This is a genomic window from Mesorhizobium sp. NZP2234 (assembly GCF_013170765.1).
Classification (GTDB): domain Bacteria; phylum Pseudomonadota; class Alphaproteobacteria; order Rhizobiales; family Rhizobiaceae; genus Mesorhizobium; species Mesorhizobium loti_D.
Window position 1 is genome coordinate 5371907 of sequence record NZ_CP033364.1, and the last position, 17537, is coordinate 5389443.

Below are 17537 nucleotides of genomic sequence, written 5' to 3' on the forward strand. Positions count from 1 at the left end.
GACGGCCAGAAAATCATGCGTATTGTCTGTCCCTTCTGCGGCGAACGCGAACTCGGCGAGTTCACCTATCTCGGCGACGCCAAACCGGTGCGGCCGGCGGCGGATGCCGGCGAGGATGCCGTCTTCGACTATGTCTATCTGCGCGACAACATCGCCGGCGTGATGAACGAGAACTGGTACCATGGCGGCGGATGCCGGGCTTGGCTGAAGGTCACGCGCAACACGCTGACGCATGAGATTTCCGCGGTCGAACCGGCGCCGGGTGCCGGCGCGGCGAAGGTTGACGCGTGATGGCCGGCGCGCAGAAAAACCGGCTGGACAATGGCGGTCTCATCGACCGCACGGCGCCGCTGAACTTCCGTTTCGACGGCAAGAGCTTTTCCGGCTTCCAGGGCGACACTCTGGCGTCGGCACTCGTTGCCAATGGCGTCAAGCTGGTCGGCCGCTCGTTCAAATACCATCGCCCGCGCGGCATCCTGACATCAGGCTCGGAAGAGCCCAACGCGCTGGTCGAACTGCGCACAGGCGCCAGGCGCGAGCCCAACACCAAGGCAACGACGGCCGAGCTCTACGAAGGGCTCGAGGCCGCCAGCCAGAACCGCTGGCCGTCGCTGCGCTTCGACGTCATGTCGGTCAACCAGCTGTTCGCGCCGATCTTCGTCGCCGGCTTCTACTACAAGACCTTCATGTGGCCGGCGAAATTCTGGGAAGCGATCTACGAGCCGGCGATCCGCCGCGCCGCTGGCCTTGGCCGCGCCGCCGGTGTTGCCGATCCCGACCACTACGACAAGGCCTGGGCGCATTGCGACGTGCTGATCGCCGGCTCCGGTCCGGCTGGTCTGGCAGCGGCACTTGCCGCCGGCCGCGGCGGCGCCCGCGTCATCCTGTGCGAAGAGGATTTTGCGCCCGGCGGGCGGCTGCTGTCGGATGGCGGCACGATCGATGGCCTGCCGGCCGCCGAATGGTTGTCGCGGGCCCTGGCTGAGCTCACGGCAATGCCCGATGTCCGCATCATGACCCGCACGACACTGTTCGGCGTCTATGATGGGGGCACCTATGGCGCGCTGGAGCGGGTCAACGACCACCTGCCCTCGCCGCCCGAACACCAGGTGCGTCAGCGGATGTGGCGGATCGTTGCGAAGCGCTGTGTTGTCGCGGCCGGCGCCATCGAACGGCCGATCGTCTTTGCCGGCAACGACACGCCCGGTGTGATGATGGCCTCGGCGATGCGCACCTATGTCAAGCGCTACGCCGCCACTCCCGCAAAACGCGTCGCGCTGTTCACCAACAACCAGGATGGCTGGCGCACGGTCGAGACCGCACTCGCAGCCGGACTGCGGATCGCCGCGGTGATCGACGCGCGGGCCGACGTCTCCCCTGCCCATCGCTCGCTTGCCTCCAAGGGCGGCTTCCCGGTGCTGCACGGCGCTGTCAGCGGCGTTGACGGCGGCAAGGATGGCGTCAGGAAAATCGCCGTGTCGCTGACCGGGGGCGCGCGCGCCGAGGTCGAGGCTGACGGGCTTGCGGTTTCCGGTGGCTGGAATCCGGCGGTCGGGCTGACCTCCTATCATCGCGGCCGGCCAAAATGGCGCGACGACATCGCCGCCTTCGTTCCCGACGGCGCGCCGCCCGGCATGGTCGCGGCGGGTGCCGCCAATGGTGCCTTCGGCCTCGGCGCCTGCCTGGCTGAAGGGTTCGCCGCAGGTGCTGCAGCAGCGCGCGATGCCGGGCGTGCCGGCAAGACCGGCTCAGCCCCACTCGCCGGCGACGAGGCGTTCTCGCTGACGCCGCTCTGGCACGTTGCCGGCAAGGGCAAGGCCTTTGTCGACTACCAGCACGATGTCACCGCCTCCGACATCGAGCTGGCGCAGCGCGAGGGTTTTGAATCGGTCGAACATCTGAAGCGTTACACGACGCTCGGCATGGCGACCGATCAGGGCAAGACCTCGAACGTCGCCGGCCTCGCCATCATGGCTGCGGTGAGCGCCCGCTCCATTCCCGAGACCGGCACGACGATCTACCGGCCGCCTTATGTGCCCGTCGCCATCGGTGCCTTCGCCGGCCATCATCGCGACGAGACTTTCCACGCCACAAGGCTAACGCCGTCGCATCACTGGGCAGCCGAACGGGGTGCCGTTTTCGTCGACACCGGCCTGTGGAAGCGCGCGCAGTGGTATCCGCGCGCGGGCGAGAAGGACTGGCTGGACTCTGTGACCCGCGAGGTCAAGGCAGTACGAAGCGGCGTCGGCTTCTGCGATGTCTCGACGCTCGGCAAGATCGACGTGCACGGCCCGGATGCCGGCGCCTTCCTCGACCGCGTCTACATCAACACTTTCTCCAACCTCGCCGTCGGCAAGGCACGCTACGGGCTGATGCTGCGCGAGGACGGTATCGTCTACGACGACGGCACGACGTCGCGGCTGGCCGAAGACCACTACTTCCTCACCACCACCACCGCCAAGGCCGGGCTGGTGATGCAGCATCTCGAATACTGTCGGCAAGTGCTGTTCCCGGAACTCGACGTCCAGTTGACTTCGGTCTCCGACCAATGGGCACAGTTCTCCATCGCCGGACCGAAGACCCGCGATCTGCTGAAGGAGGTCGTCGACCCGGCGGAGGATCTTTCCAACCAAGGTTTCCCGTTCATGGGCGCGCGGGAAGTCGCCTTGCGCGGCGGTATCAAGGCACGGCTGTTCCGCATCTCTTTCTCCGGCGAGATGGCGTTCGAGATTTCCGTTCCCGCACGCTACGGCGAAGCGATGGCGCGCAATCTGATGCTGGCCGGCCGGCCTTTCGGCGTCACGCCTTACGGCACCGAGGCGCTTGGCGTGATGCGCATCGAAAAGGGCCATATCGCCGGACCGGAACTGAGCGGCACGACGACGGCCGCCGACCTAGGCCTCGGCAAGATGATGTCCACCAAGAAAGATTTCATCGGCCGTGTCATGGCCGGGCGCGAGGCGCTGGTCGCGCCAGACCGTCAGGTCGTCGTCGGAGTCAGGCCCACCGACAGAGCGCGCCGGCTGCGCTCCGGTGCGCATATTATCCCGAAGGGGCAGACGCCCGGGCCAGGCAACGACCAAGGCTATGTCACCTCGGTCTGCTTCTCGCCGACATCAGACCAGTGGATCGGGCTCGCGCTCGTCGAGCGCGGCCGCGAACGCATCGGCGAGATCGTCCATGCGCACGACCCGATTCGCGGCGAAGACTATGATGTCGAACTGTGTCATCCCGTCTTCTACGATCCGGATGGAGGGCGCCAGCGTGGCTGAGTTTTCCTGGGACATCCGCAGTCCGCTTGACCGCGCGCTCGTGTCGGGTGCGTATGGCGCACGTGGCGATGCCGGCGTCTTGCTGACCGAGATCCGCAATTTCGACCTCGTCCAGGTGATGGCGCGACGCGGCAAGGCAGCCGACATGGCCAAGGCCGCGAAGGGCAGGTTCGGCGTCGCCGCTCCGGAAACGCCGAAGGCGGTCACCACGGCGGACGCAACACTGATCTGGTCGGGGCCGGATCAGTTTTTCGTCCTGTCGCAAGGCGGCAAGCATGGGACGGGGGCGCTTGCGCCTGCCTTTGCCGCATCGACGTCGCTGTCCGACCAATCGCACGCGCGCGTGCTGATCAGCGCCTCCGGCGCCAAGGCACGCGCAATGCTGGCCAAGCTGTCTTCGATCGATCTGCACCCCGATACGTTCGCGGTTGGGACGGCGGCCGCAACCTCGATGGATCACACCAGCGTCACGATCTGGCGCGGCAATGACCGGGCGGATGGCCAGGCGGTGTTCAACGTTCTTGTGTTTGCGACTTTTGCCGAAAGCCTGTGGCATACGATGCTCGACTCGGCTGTGGAGTATGGCGTCAACATCGGGCATTCCGAGGAATTGACCTAGTCTAGCACCTTACCGTGGCCTTCCCTTCTCCCCCCGTGGGAGAAGGTGGCCTCGCGAAGCGAGGTCGGATGGGGGGTGCTACAGCTTGGCAATGACGGTGATCCGTCACGCACCCCTCAACCGTCTCGGCGCTCCGCGCCGATCCACCTTCTCCCACAAGGGAGAAGGGAAGATGGGCGCTTCACCTTGCCAAACGCAACCGCACTGCTATTCTTGCTGCTAAAATAATTTTACACACAGGCAAACTTGTTTCTCGAACCGCAAGGCTGAGATGAGCCAGTCGCCCTACCCCACGATCACAACAGGACCGCCGCGCCCGAGCCTCATCCTGAGGCCTGGCCAGATCGCGCTGCCGCCGGGCATGGAACGCTACACGATCCAGGGCAATGGCGCGGTGCTGATCGAGGTCGAGGCGGGTGATACGATCACGGTCCGCAATGTCGAGGGCGGCCAGGCCTGCGAACTGCTGGCCTGGGACGCCACGGGCGTCACCGATGCCGCCATCCTCGGCGAAAGATCCAACAGCAATGCCGCCGGCATCAAGGATTTGCTGACCGCTGGCGATGACAGTCTCGGTGCCTTGCGGCGGGGCATCGCGCGCCGGCAAGTTCAGCTTGACCAGGCCAAGGCAGTCCGCGTCTTCGGCAGTGCCACGCCTGCAGGCACCGAACAGGGTTTTACCGTCGCTCGCGACGGCTCGATGATCATCGCCGCCCCCGGCGGCCCGATGCTGGTCGATGGCCACGACACGGCAACGCCGCTTACGGTTGTCGTGCGGCGCGTCACGATCCGCCTGAAAACAAAATCGCAGCTTGCCGATCCCCTCGCCGATCCGGTGCTCGACCTACGCGTCCATTCGGCAACCGCCGAATCCTATTTCGTCAAGGCGGGCGACTATCTGCAGATCATCGATGTCGACGGGCGCCAGTGCACCGATTTCCAGTGCTTTTCGGCGCGCAAGCTCGACAAGGGCCTCGACCATCCACTCGACGTGACGACGACGCGCACGTTGATGGGATCGAGCTATCCGATGCCGGGCCTGCACTCGAAATACTACGACCAGGACATGGAGCCGCTGGTCGAGGTGGTGCAGGATACGTGCGGCCGGCATGATGCCTTCGCACTCGCCTGCGCGGCGAAGTACTATGACGACATCGGCTATCCCGGCCACACCAACTGTTCGGAGAATTTCAACGGCGCCCTGGCCGGCAAGGGTGTCAGTCCTCGCGCCGGCTGGATGGCGATCAACTTCTTCTTCAACACCGCGATCGACGCGCATGGCATCATGGTCTCGGACGAGCCGTGGTCGCGCCCCGGGGACTATGTGCTGCTGCGCGCGCTGACCGACATCGTCTGCGTCTCCTCCGCCTGCCCCGACGACACGACGCCGGCCAATGGCTGGGACCTGACCGACATCCACGTGCGGACCTATTCCGGCCAGCACAAATTCTCGCGAGCGATCGCCAGACGCATGACGCCCGATTCGGAACCGAAAATGACCCGCGAGACAGCCTTTCATTCGAGCTTTGCCAAGCACACCCGCAACTTCGCCGAGTACAGGGGCTATTGGCTGGCCAACGCCTTCGCCAAGGATGGGCCGATAGCTGAGTACTGGGCCTGCCGGCAGGACGCGGTGATAATGGACCTGTCGCCGCTGCGCAAGTTCGAAGTCACCGGCCCGGATTCCGAAGCGCTGCTGCAATACACGCTGACCCGCGATGTGAAGAAACTCGGCGTCGGCCAGGTCGTCTACTCCGCCATGTGCTACGAGCATGGCGGCATGATCGACGACGGCACGTTACTCCGGCTCGGCAAGGACAATTTCCGTTGGGTCGGGGGCGACGATCTTTCCGGCGAATGGCTGCGCGAGACGGCAAAAAAGCTCGATCTCAACGTGCTGGTGCGCTCATCGACCGACCAGATGCACAATGTCGCCGTGCAGGGCCCGAAAAGCCGTGACATCCTCAGGGACGTGATCTGGACATCACCGTTACAGCCATCAATCGATGAGCTCGAATGGTTCCGCTTCGCCGTCGCCCGCATCGGCGGCGGCAACGGCGTACCGGTCGTCGTCTCGCGCACCGGCTATACCGGCGAGCTCGGCTACGAAATATGGTGCCATCCGCGCGACGCCGAAAAGGTGTTCGACGCCATATGGAAAGCCGGCCAGCCGCATGGGCTGAAACCAATGGGCCTGCAAGCGCTCGACATGGTGCGCATCGAGGCTGGACTGATCTTCGCCGGTTACGAATTCTCGGACCAGACCGACCCGTTCGAGGCCGGCATCGGCTTTACCGTGCCGCTAAAGAGCAAGACCGATGATTTCATTGGCCGCGAGGCGCTGATCCGGCGCAAGGAAAACCCGCGGAACAGACTGGTCGGTCTAGACATCGACGCCAATGTCGCTGTCGGCCATGGCGATTGCGTCCATGTCGGCCGTGCCCAGATCGGTGTCGTCACCTCGGGCATGCGTTCGCCGGTCCTGAACAAGAACATCGCGCTGGCGCGGCTCGACGTCACCCATGCGGCCATCGGCACCGAGGTCGAGATCGGCAAGCTCGACGGCCATGCCAAAAGGCTGCCGGCGCGTGTCGTCGCCTTCGCCCACTACGACCCGCACAAGACCAGACCGCGTTCCTGAGCATTGCCTCCAGGACAGGCAAAACCGCGCACCAGCAGTGCCGCGAGCCTTATTGTCGCGTGCGCGCGCAAGCGTGATGTGTACGGTTTCACAAAACGCTTGACCTGAAAGCGCGCCGGATCAATCTTCACTCTTAAGAAAAAAATACGACTGAGTGGAAACATTAGAGTCGTGTTGTCGTGGGCCGGGGAGCAAGCTTCGCAAAGTCGAGGCATCGCCGGCGGGGAACATCGAAAAAGGGGAAGTCACTGACATGAGCACCATAAGTACGGCCCTGGAGCAGCCTGCCGATAGCAAGCTGCTCAGGCATATCGACTGGCGCGGCGCCTTCTGGGTGGCAAGCGGCGTTCCGGCACTGGTTCTGTTTTCGATCGGCGGCATTGCCGGCACGACCGGAACGTTGGCCTTCCTGATCTGGACGGTGTCCATGATCATGGGTTTCCTGCAATCCTTCACCTATGCCGAGATCGCCGGCCTGTTCCCGAACAAGTCCGGCGGCGCCTCGATCTACGGCGCAACGGCTTGGCTGCGCTATTCCAAGTTCATCGCGCCGCTGTCTGTGTGGTGCAACTGGTTCGCCTGGTCGCCGGTGTTGTCGCTCGGCTGCTCGATCGCGGCCGCCTACGTCCTCAATGCGCTGGCGCCGGTGCCGTTGTTCACCGAGACCTCGGCGGAAGTCGTCGCCTATATCGCGGCGCATGCCGGAACGGCGCCCGCCGACGCGATTGCAGCGGTGACGACCGCCGCGACGCCGGCAATCCGCAACTGGACGCTGTACAGCCACACGCTGGGTCCGGTCTCCTTCACCTTCAATGCGACCTTCTTCATCGGCGCGGTACTGATGCTGATCATCTTTTCGATCCAGCATCGCGGCATCCTCGGCACCGCCAATGTGCAGAAATATATCGGCCTGCTGGTCATCATCCCGATGCTGATCGTCGGCGTCGTGCCGATCTTCACCGGGCAGATCAACTGGGCCAACTTCTCGCCGCTGGTGCCGCTGGCGGCCGCCTATGCGCCGGATCCCGGCGCCTGGAATATCGCCGGCTGGACGCTGGTGCTCGGCGGCATGTTCATTGCAGCCTGGTCAACCTACGGCTTCGAGACCGCCGTCTGCTACACCTCCGAGTTCAAGAATCCCGGCACCGACACGTTCAAGGCCATCTTCTATTCCGGCCTGCTCTGCATGCTGTTGTTCATCCTGGTGCCCTTCACCTTCCAGGGCGTGCTGGGCCTCAACGGCATGCTTGCAACGCCGATCGTCGACGGCTCCGGCGTCGCTGACGCGCTTGCCGGCATGGTCGGCGGCGGCAAGCTCATCCACAGCCTCCTGGTGATGCTGATGATCCTGGCGCTGGTGCTGTGCATCATGACGGCGATGGCCGGCTCCTCGCGCACGCTCTACCAGGGCTCGGTGGACGGCTGGCTGCCGCGCTATCTCAGCCACGTCAACGAACATGGCGCGCCGACCCGTGCCATGTGGACCGACCTCTGCTTCAACCTGATCGTGCTGGCCATCGCCTCGGCCGATGCGACGAGCTTCTTCTTCATCCTCGCCGTGTCGAACTGCGGCTACATCATCTTCAACTTCCTCAACCTCAATGCCGGCTGGATCCACCGCATCGACAACGGCCATATCGCACGGCCATGGAAGGCGCCGACCTGGCTGCTCGCAATCGGAGCGATCTTCGCCTATGTCAACGCGATCTTCATGGGCGCCGGTGCCAAAGTGTGGAACCCGATGGCGTTGTGGGCCGGGCTCATCACCGCGGCGCTGATCATTCCGGTGTTCTGCTTCCGCCACTACATCCAGGACAAGGGCAAGTTCCCCGACCACATGCTGGCCGATCTCGGCATGACGGGAACCGACCTCTCGGTGAAGAAAGCAGGCATGCTGCCCTACCTGACGCTGGTCGCCGGCGTGGTGGTGATGCTGATCGCCAACTGGGTATTCGTCATCTGACAGGGCAACTTGACAAATATCGGGCGCGCTTCGGCGCGCCCGATGCTTTTCGGCCACCAGCCTTCACCTCACCCAGCCTTGCGGATCGACGCTTCCGTATCTTCGAAGAACCGGTTGGGCGGCCGCTTCAGGCCGAGATTCTCGCGCAGCGTCGAGCCCTCATACTTCAGCCTGAAGATGCCGCGCCGCTGCAGCTCGGGCACCACCTTCTCGACGAAGTCGTCGAGCCCGGCGGGCAGATAGGGAAACATGATGTTGAAGCCGTCCGATCCCTCGGCGACCAGCCATTCCTCCATCTCGTCGGCAATCGTTTTCGGCGTGCCGACGAAAGCAAGGCCGGAATAGCCACCCAGTCTCTGGGCCAGCTGGCGCACCGTCAGGTTTTCATCCCTAGCCAGTTCGATGACGCGCTCGCGGCTGCTCTTCGAGGCATTGGTCTCCGGTATTTCCGGCAGAGCGGCGTCGGGATCGAAGGCCGACGCGTCATGCCCAAGAGCGATCGACAACGAGGCAATGCCGCTCTCGTAATGGACCAGGCTGTCGAGCTTCGCCCGCCTGGCCCGCGCTTCCTCGACACTGTCGCCGACTATGACGAAGGCGCCAGGCAGGATCTTGATGTCGTCGCGGGAACGGCCAAGTTTCTGCGCCCTGGCTTTTACATCGGCGAAGAAGCGTTGGCCCGACGCGAGATCGCCATGGGCGGCGAAAATGACTTCCGCCGTTTCCGCGGCCAGCTGCCGCCCGGCCTCCGACGCGCCGGCTTGCACGATGACCGGCCAACCCTGTACCGGTCGCGCGATGTTGAGCGGTCCGCGCACGGAGAGATGTTCGCCCTTATGGTCAAGCACATGCAATTTGGCGGGGTCGAAATAGAGGCCGCTTTCGGCATCGCGGAGGAAGGCGTCGTCGGCAAAGCTGTCCCAGAGGCCGGTGACGACATCGTAGAATTCCCGCGCCCGGTGATAGCGCTCGTCATGCTCGACATGTTCGTCCAGCCCGAAATTCAACGCCGCATCGGGATTGGACGTCGTCACGATGTTCCAGCCGGCGCGCCCGCCGCTGATATGGTCGAGCGACGCGAATCGACGGGCGATGTGATAGGGCGCGTCAAAGGTTGTCGATGCGGTGGCAACCAGCCCGATGTGATCGGTGACGGCGGCAAGCGCCGACAGCAAGGTGAACGGCTCGAACGAGGTCACCGTGTGGCTGCGCCGAAGCGCCTCGATCGGCATGTTCAGCACGGCCAGATGATCGGCCATGAAGAAAGCGTCGAATTTCGCCGCCTCCAGCGTCTGTGCGAAACGCTTCAAATGCGCGAAGTTGAAGTTGGCGTCGGGATAGGCGCCCGGATAGCGCCAGGCGCCGGTGTGCAAACTGACGGGACGCATGAAGGCGCCGAGCCGCAATTGCTTTTTTTCTGCCATGGGAAGACACCCTGATAAGGACGAGCGGTACCGCTCCGGTGCCGCTCAGCATGGAACCGCTTGGCCGCACTGGGAAGGAATTCTGTTTTGCAGAATCGGCGCCAGGGAGCATTTTAATCGGCGTGATGGGATCGGCCGTCGCGCCGGATCATCCGCCATCGACATCAGCGACGACGGATGATCCGCGCCGCGCTATTCGGCCGCCAGCGCCAGTTGCGGCCTTTCCGGCAGTTCCGTCGCGGATGCTTCTGCGACGGCGTCGACACCACGCTTCTTCGGCTCGCGGCCAAAGAACAGGGCGTAGCCGGCGGGCAGCACCAGGATGGTCAGCACGGTGGCGACCACGATGCCGCCCATCATCGCATAGGCGAGTGGCCCCCAGAACACGGCGCGCGAGATCGGGATCAGCGCCAGCACCGCCGTCATCGCCGTCAGCACAATCGGCCGGAAACGGCGCACAGCCGAGCCGATGATGGCCTCCGAGCGCTCCATGCCTCTGGCGATGTCCTGGTCGATCTGGTCGACCAGGATAATCGAGTTGCGCATGATGATACCGAGCAGCGCGATGACGCCGAGAATGGCGACGAAGCCGAACGGCGCGCCGCTGATCAAAAGGGCCGCGGCCGCACCGATGATGCCGAGCGGACCGGTGGCCAGCACCAGCATCGCCTTGCCGAAGTTCTGCAGCTGGATCATCAAGAGCACGACGATGATGGCCAGCATGATCGGCGCCTTGGCGGCGATCGAAGCCTGGCTTTCGGCTGAATCCTCGGCACCGCCCTGGATTTCGATCTTGTAGCCGGGCGCCAGGCCGTCGCGCAGGCCCTGGATGTCCTTGTACATCTTGGTGACGACGTCGTTGGACTGCACGCCGTCGGGCAGCGTGGCACGTACGCTGATCGTCGGCAGGCGGTCGCGGCGCCACTCGATGCCTTGCTCTAGCACCGGAACCACCTTGGCCACCTGCGACAGCGGTACGAAACCGCCGAAATCGGTCGGGATATAGACCGAGTCGACCGACGACAGCAGGCTGCGGCTGGCGTCCGGCTCGCGGGCGACGATCGACACCGTCTCCTCGCCGTCGCGGAAATTGTCGAGCGGCGCGCCGGACATGGTTGCCTGCAGCATCTGGCGGATGCGCTGCGAGGTGACGCCGAGCGCACGGGCACGGTCCTGGTCGATCACCAGCTTCATCGCCGGCACCGGTTCGAGCCAGTCGTCATGGACCGCGCCGAGCAACGGATTCTCGCGGAACTTCGCCTTCACCTGGTCGGCGATGCGGCGCACCTCCTGGCGATCCGGGCCCATGACACGCATCTGCACCGGCCAGCCGGTTGGCGGCCCGAGGAACAGACGGTCGACCTTGGCACGGATCGAGGGGAAGTCCTCGGCCAGAACCGTGCGCAGCTTGACGATCAGCCGCTCGCGGGCCGGCTCGTCATTGGCCATCACCAGCATCTGGGCGAAATTCGGATTGCTGAGCTGTTGGTCGAGCGGCAGGAAGAAGCGCGGCGCGCCTTCGCCGATATAGGTGGCGATGAAGCGCTTGTCCTTGTCGTCCATCATCTTGGCCTCAAGCGCCTTGGCCTGCGCTTCGACCTCCTTGATGCTGGTGCCTTCCGGCAGCCAGAGGTCGACGAGGATTTCCGGCCGCGACGATTGCGGGAAAAAGTTCTGCGGAATGAACTGGAACGCCCACAGGCTGGTGGCGAAGGTTACCAGCGTCATGACAAGCACGATGATGCGATGGCGCACCGCCCAGCCGACGGTAGAGCGAAGCCGGCGGTAGAAGCGGGTGTCGAATGCATCGTGATGGGTACCGGCGTGCTTGCGCTGCTTGAGGATCATGTTGCCGAGCCACGGCGTGAAATAGACCGCGACGAACCACGACACGATCAGCGCGATGCCGACGACATAAAACAACGTGCGCACATATTCGCCGGCCGTGGAGGCGGCGAAGCCGACCGGAATGAAGCCGGCGGTGGTGATCAGCGTGCCGGTCAGCATCGGGAAGGCGGTCGATGTATAGGCGAAGCTCGCCGCCTCGATCTTGACCAGGCCCTCCTCCAGCTTTCGCTCCATCATCTCGACGACGATCATGGCGTCGTCGACAAGCAGGCCGAGCGCGATGATCAGGGCGCCCAGCGAAATGCGCTGCAGGTCGATGCCGAGCTCGTACATGATGGCGAAAGTGGCTGCGAGCACCAGCGGAATGGCGATGGCGATGACAAGGCCCGAACGCCAGCCGATCGACAGGAAGGAGACGACAAGCACGATCAGCAGCGCTTCGCCGAGCGCGTGCATGAATTCGGCCACCGCGTCCGTGACGACGCCCGGCTGGTCGGAAATCTGGTCGACCGACACACCATATGGCAGCGCCTCCTCGAAGCGCTTGTAGGTTGCCTCGACATCCTTGCCGACATCGGTGACCTTGAAGCCCTTGGCCATGACGACGCCAAGCTGCACGCTTTCGTGGCCGTTGAAGCGGTACTTGCGCTGGAAGGGATCTTCGAGCCCCGAGGTCACGGTGGCGATGTCGCCGAGCCTGGTGACCTGGCCGCCGGCACGCAGGCGCAGTTCCCTGATATCGGCGGCCTTGGTGACGTCTCCTTCGACCGAAATGCGCACCGAATTGACGCCGGTGTCGACGGCACCGGCCGGATCGACATTGTTCTGGCCCTTGATCGCATTCTGCAGGTCGGTCAGCGTCAGGCCACGTTCGGCCAGCGCCTTGGACGACACGTCGATATAGAGCTTTTCCGGCTGGTCGCCGATGATGACGGCCTTTTCGACGCCCGGCGTGGTCAACAGCATGTCGCGCGCCTGGATGGCGAATTTCTTCAGCTCGGGATAGGAGAAGCCATCGCCGCTGATCGAATGCAGCGTGATGAAGGTGTCGCCGAACTCGTCGTTGAAATAGGGGCCGAGCAGGCCCTGCGGCAGGTCGCCGGATATGTCGCCGACCTTCTTGCGCACCTGATAGAAGGCGTCCGTCACCTCGGCGGCGTTGGTATCGCCCTTGATCTGCACCGTGATGATGGCGCTGCCGGCGCGGGTGAAGGAGCGCACGAAGTCGAGATGCGGCGTTTCCTGCAGCTTGCGCTCGATCTTGTTGACGACCTGGTCCTCCATCTCCTGGATCGAGGAGCCCGGCCAGATCGCCTGCACGACCATGACGCGGAAGGTGAAGTCGGGGTCTTCCTTCTGGCCCATGCGCATCAGGCCGAGCGCACCGGCGATGATGATCAGCCCGAACAGGAACCGCGCTATTGAGGGGTGGCCGATGGCCCAGCGCGAAAGGTTGAAGGGCCGCTTTTCTTCAGTGGAGGTCGTCATCGGTGCTGTCCACTTTGCTGTTTGCCGGCGCCTGGTGCCTCGAAGAAGCGCGGCGCGCGAAAACGAAATCAGTTGCGTTCGATACTGGCTTCCGGGCGGCGAGGCTTTCCGAGCGGAGAGACACTCATCGCGGTGGGACGCTAGGGTCGATGCGGGGGTACATCGGCCTTGACGTCTCGACCTTCGGGCGCACGCCGCCCGGAAACCTGCGGCCGCGGGAACGCGCGGCCGACCTGTCTGTCGTCAGCGCAGTCGGCTGGCGTCGTCACCATCGGCCGAGGCGGATTGCTGCGCGATGCCGCCGGCGAGCTTCACCTTCAGATTCTCGGTCATGAACTGTGTGCCGGCGGCGACCACGATATCGCCGGGATTCAATCCTTCGGCGACGCGCACGCCATCGGCGGCGAACTTGGCAACCTTCACCGGACGGGCGTGGACGGTGTCGGCGCCACGATCGACGGTCCAGACGATCGACTGGTTATCTTTCTCAGCCAACGCGCTCAGCGGGATCGATACGAGTTGCTTTTCGTTGGCCGCCGAAGCCTCGATATTGGCGGTCATGCCGAGAAGCACACGCTGGTCGTTGGGCAGGCTGACGCGGACGGCGAAGGTGCGCGACTGCGGATCGGCGCTGCCGGCAACCTCGCGGACCTTGCCGTCGAGCGTCAGTGTGTTGTCGGACCAGAAGCCGGCCTTGACCGGCTTGCCCGGCTTGAACTCGGCGATCTCCATTTCGGGGACCGCGATCAGCACTTCCTTCTCGCCGTCGACCGCGACGGTGACCACCGGCGCGCCGGAGCCGACCACCTGGCCGACATCGGCATTCACCGCCGTGACGATGCCGTCCTTGTCGGCCTTGAGGTCGGTATAGCCGACCTGGTTCTTGGCCTGTGCAAGTGACGAACGGGCGGAGTCGCGCGTGGCGACCGCCTGGTCATAGGTCAGCGTCGCCTGTTCGAGCTGCGATTTCGGCGAGAAATTCTTGGCGAAAAGCTGCTCGGCGCGCTTGCGCGCAAGCTCTGTCGTCTCGACCTGCCGTTCGGCGGCATCAAGAGCTGCCTGCGCGCTCTTGACCGAAAGGTCGTAGTCGGTGGGATCGATGCGGGCGAGCACATCGCCCGGCGCCACGTGCTGGCCGATGTCGACAAGGCGCTCGGTAATCTTGCCGTTGACGCGGAAAGCCAGCGCGCTTTCGGTGCGGGCCCGCACCGAACCGGAATAGGAAAGCGTGCGAGTGTCATGCGCCTGGGCAATCTCGACGACCTTGACCGGGCGGATGATCTCCTTGACCTCCGCCTTTTCCTGGCTGCAGCCGGCAAGCGTGAGCCCTGCAACGACCAAGCCCGCGACCGGCAGCCGGCGGATGATGGAATTGGACAAAGACATCTGGTACTCCCGACTGAGGCGAACTGTCGACACCGGCGACCGGCGGCTATTTCAAGGCTCTGATGGCGTAATCGATAAGTTCGTCGGGCATTGCCCGGTTGGTCTTGGCAAGGCACTGCGCCACCATCTGCGGGTGGCAGAGAATGACGGTGGCGGCGCCAAAGCAGCGCGAGGCGGCTTCGGGATCCTGCTCCCTGAACTCGCCGGTCTCGACGCCCTCGCGGATCACCTCGGCGAACAGGTCGTGAATGCTGTTGACGTGCTTGTCGATGACGCTCCAGTCGCGCTCGAGCGCGACTATGACCATTTCATGGACCTTCTGCTCGTCGAGCATGGTCTCGAGCGTCATCTTGTACTGGGCATGAATGTAGCGACGCAGCCGCTCCTCCGCACTGATCGGCAGGTGCATGATCTCGTAGGCCATCTTGTAGCTGGCGCCGAGCATCCGGCCGCAAACGGCTTGGTGGATTTCAACCTTGGAGGCGAAGAAACGGTATATGTTGGCCGGCGACATCCCAAGTTCGCGGGCTATGTCCGCGACATTCGTCTTGCCGTAGCCATAGTGCCGGAATAGGCGCTCGGCGCAGTCGAGAATGCGTGTCACATTCTCCTGCCTGGCGGCATCGGCCATGATGTTGGCTGCTTCGGACATGGGTCCCTGTCGTTTTACGAGTGACGAATTTTAATTTTCGTCACTCGTAAATTGAAGAGAGGGCGATGTCAACGCGAAATCGACGTACGCGTATAATTGGTGACAGATGGTGACAGAAGGCTGACGCGACAACCGGCGCTCGCGATAGGAGGCAGTCGCTGATGAGTTCGTCATCCTAGGCGGAGCAAGGAGCGCAGCGACGCGGCGCAGACCCTAGGATCCATTCCATGACGTCGGTCAAAAAATGCTGCGGATCAATATGTTACATCAAAAGGCCCGCAGCGAGCCATTCCCAACCGCTGGAGCACGGCCGCGAGGTCACGGCATGGATCCTAGGGTTTCCGCGACGGAGCTTCGCTCCTGCTCCACCCTAGAATGACGAAGTCGCCGGTCCGCGGCAAATTGTCGAGGTCTAGCAAAAATGACGGTGCGCTCACGCCACCTTGGCCATCTCCCGCAGCCGGAACTTCTGGATCTTGCCGGTCGACGTCTTCGGTATCTCCGCAAAAATCACCGCTTTCGGCACTTTGAAACGGGCAAGCAGTGCACGGCAATGCTCGATGATCTCGGCTTCGGTCGCGGTCTTGCCGGGCTTCAGTTCGACATAGGCCACGGGCACCTCGCCCCATTTGTCGTCCGCGCGGGCAACCACACCGCACGACGCCACAGCCGGGTGTTTGTAGAGTGCGTCCTCGACCTCGATCGAGGAGATGTTTTCGCCACCCGAGATGATGATGTCCTTCGAACGGTCCTTGAGCTGGATGTAGCCGTCGGGATGCATGACGCCGAGGTCACCCGAGTGGAACCAGCCGCCGGCGAAGGCTTCGTCGCTTGCCTTGCGGTTCTTCAGATAACCCTTCATGACGATGTTGCCGCGGAACATGACCTCGCCGATCGTCTCGCCGTCGGCCGGCGTCGTCTGCATCGTCTCGGGATCCATGACGGTCAGGCCTTCGAGGGCTGCGTAGCGGACGCCCTGCCTTGCCTTCTTGGCGCTGCGCTCGCCTTTTGCCAGACTGTCCCATTCACCGTGCCATTCGTTGACCACCGCCGGACCATAGGTCTCGGTCAGGCCGTAGAGGTGGGTGACGGCAAAGCCGGCATCGGCCATGCCCGACAGCACGGCTTCCGGCGGCGGCGCGGCCGCGGTGTTGAAGGTGACGGTCTGCGGGAATTCGCGCTTGTCCTCATCCCGGGCATTGATCAGCACCGACATCACGACCGGCGCGCCACACAGATGGGTGACGCCATGATCGGCAATGGCATCGTAGATCGGCTTCGGCCGCACCCAGCGCAGGCAGACATGGGTGCCGGCCTGGACGGCGAGCGTCCAAGGAAAGCACCAGCCGTTGCAATGGAACATCGGCAGCGTCCACAGATAGACGGCGTGCTTGGCCATGCCGGCATGGATCGTGTTGGTGTAGGCCATCAGCGCCGCACCACGATGGTGGTAGACGACACCCTTCGGATTGCCCGTCGTGCCGGAGGTGTAGTTGAGCGAGATGGCGTCCCATTCATCGTCCGGCATCGACCAGGCGAAGCCCTCGTCGCCGCCAGCGACAAAATCCTCATAGTCTGATGCGCCGATCCGCTCGCCTTTCGGATAGGGCGCGTCGGCGGCGTATTCGGGATCATCATAGTCGATGACCAGCGGCTTGACCTTGGCCAGGTCAAGCGCCTGCCGGACGACACCTGAGAATTCACGGTCGACGATCAGCACCTTGGTCTCGGCATGGTCGAGCTGGAAGGCGATGACCGCAGCGTCGAGGCGAGTGTTGAGCGAATGCAGCACCGCCCTGGTCATCGGCACGCCGAAATGCGCCTCCAGCATTGGCGGCGTGTTGGACAGCATGACGGTGACCGTGTCGCCCTTGCCGATGCCGCGCTTCTGAAGCGCCGAGGCAAGCTTCAGCGAGCGACGCCAGAAATCACGATAGGAGGTGCGCTGGCCGCCATGGATGATGGCGGCATGATCAGGATAGGTCTTTGCGGCCCGCTCCAGATAGGTAAGCGGCGTCAGCGGCTGATGGTTGGCCGCGTTCCTGTCAAGATCCTGTTCGTAGCGATTGCCCATCCCGGTCTCCCCAAAGTTCTTTTCGAGCTTTCTAACCCCAGGACTCTTGTCAGGCCATCCCCCCGGAGGGCCGAAAATGCTATGCTATGCAGGCTTTGTAGAACGGCGATCCCGGATGCACCTTGCCGAGAGACGATCGTGTCCCCGCATCTGAATTTGACTTTTGTCGA

Annotated in this window: 10 protein-coding genes; 5 read left to right on the plus strand and 5 right to left on the minus strand. The window is 63.6% G+C overall.

Features of this window, described 5'->3' with window-relative positions:
* Positions 1-15: 15 nt before the first annotated feature.
* The 5 genes from EB230_RS26545 to EB230_RS26565 all read left to right on the plus strand — a co-directional run bounded on the left by EB230_RS26545 (position 16) and on the right by EB230_RS26565 (position 8495).
* Complete coding sequence (locus EB230_RS26545; RefSeq protein WP_056564319.1) at positions 16-291, plus strand: sarcosine oxidase subunit delta; 276 nt, start codon at positions 16-18, stop codon at positions 289-291.
* Positions 291-3272: a sarcosine oxidase subunit alpha gene (locus tag EB230_RS26550; protein WP_172374227.1), complete on the plus strand. Its 2982-nt coding sequence runs from the start codon at positions 291-293 to the stop codon at positions 3270-3272. Before EB230_RS26545 ends, EB230_RS26550 begins: the two co-directional genes overlap by 1 nt.
* Entirely contained in the window at positions 3265-3891 is a 627-nt protein-coding gene (locus EB230_RS26555) for a sarcosine oxidase subunit gamma (RefSeq protein WP_172374228.1), read from the plus strand. Before EB230_RS26550 ends, EB230_RS26555 begins: the two co-directional genes overlap by 8 nt.
* Before the next feature lie 271 nt (positions 3892-4162).
* The gene (locus EB230_RS26560) at positions 4163-6532 is read left to right on the plus strand and encodes an aminomethyltransferase family protein (protein ID WP_056564326.1); all 2370 of its coding nucleotides are present in this window, start codon (positions 4163-4165) and stop codon (positions 6530-6532) included.
* Between the two features lie 253 nt (positions 6533-6785).
* The gene (locus EB230_RS26565) at positions 6786-8495 is read left to right on the plus strand and encodes an APC family permease (RefSeq protein ID WP_056564329.1); all 1710 of its coding nucleotides are present in this window, start codon (positions 6786-6788) and stop codon (positions 8493-8495) included.
* 68 nt (positions 8496-8563) lie between these two features.
* On the opposite strand, the gene EB230_RS26570 is transcribed toward EB230_RS26565, so the two are convergent.
* The 5 genes from EB230_RS26570 to EB230_RS26590 form a co-directional block, all read right to left on the minus strand.
* Positions 8564-9919, minus strand: coding sequence for an LLM class flavin-dependent oxidoreductase (locus tag EB230_RS26570; protein ID WP_172374229.1), 1356 nt, complete (start codon positions 9917-9919; stop codon positions 8564-8566).
* Between the two features lie 192 nt (positions 9920-10111).
* Complete coding sequence (locus tag EB230_RS26575; protein ID WP_172374230.1) at positions 10112-13255, minus strand: efflux RND transporter permease subunit; 3144 nt, start codon at positions 13253-13255, stop codon at positions 10112-10114.
* Positions 13256-13498: 243 nt separating this feature from the next.
* Positions 13499-14641, minus strand: a complete 1143-nt coding sequence (locus tag EB230_RS26580; RefSeq protein WP_056564339.1) for an efflux RND transporter periplasmic adaptor subunit — start codon at positions 14639-14641, stop codon at positions 13499-13501.
* 46 nt (positions 14642-14687) lie between these two features.
* Positions 14688-15293 carry a TetR family transcriptional regulator gene (locus tag EB230_RS26585; RefSeq protein ID WP_056564343.1) on the minus strand — a complete coding sequence of 202 codons (606 nt, stop codon included), beginning with the start codon at positions 15291-15293 and terminating at the stop codon, positions 14688-14690.
* A 433-nt stretch (positions 15294-15726) separates the two neighbouring features.
* Positions 15727-17367, minus strand: a complete 1641-nt coding sequence (locus EB230_RS26590; RefSeq protein WP_056564346.1) for an acyl-CoA synthetase — start codon at positions 17365-17367, stop codon at positions 15727-15729.
* Positions 17368-17537 lie beyond the last annotated feature (170 nt).

Bases quoted from the DNA above. Each gene is read 5' to 3' on its own strand.
- EB230_RS26545 (WP_056564319.1), top strand. From the start codon at position 16: ATGCGTATTGTCTGTCCCTTCTGCGGCGAACGCGAACTCGGCGAGTTC.
- EB230_RS26550 (WP_172374227.1), top strand. From the start codon at position 291: ATGGCCGGCGCGCAGAAAAACCGGCTGGACAATGGCGGTCTCATCGAC.
- EB230_RS26560 (WP_056564326.1), top strand. From the start codon at position 4,163: ATGAGCCAGTCGCCCTACCCCACGATCACAACAGGACCGCCGCGCCCG.
- EB230_RS26565 (WP_056564329.1), top strand. From the start codon at position 6,786: ATGAGCACCATAAGTACGGCCCTGGAGCAGCCTGCCGATAGCAAGCTG.
- EB230_RS26570 (WP_172374229.1), bottom strand. From the start codon at position 9,919: ATGGCAGAAAAAAAGCAATTGCGGCTCGGCGCCTTCATGCGTCCCGTC.
- EB230_RS26575 (WP_172374230.1), bottom strand. From the start codon at position 13,255: ATGACGACCTCCACTGAAGAAAAGCGGCCCTTCAACCTTTCGCGCTGG.
- EB230_RS26580 (WP_056564339.1), bottom strand. From the start codon at position 14,641: ATGTCTTTGTCCAATTCCATCATCCGCCGGCTGCCGGTCGCGGGCTTG.
- EB230_RS26585 (WP_056564343.1), bottom strand. From the start codon at position 15,293: ATGTCCGAAGCAGCCAACATCATGGCCGATGCCGCCAGGCAGGAGAAT.
- EB230_RS26590 (WP_056564346.1), bottom strand. From the start codon at position 17,367: ATGGGCAATCGCTACGAACAGGATCTTGACAGGAACGCGGCCAACCAT.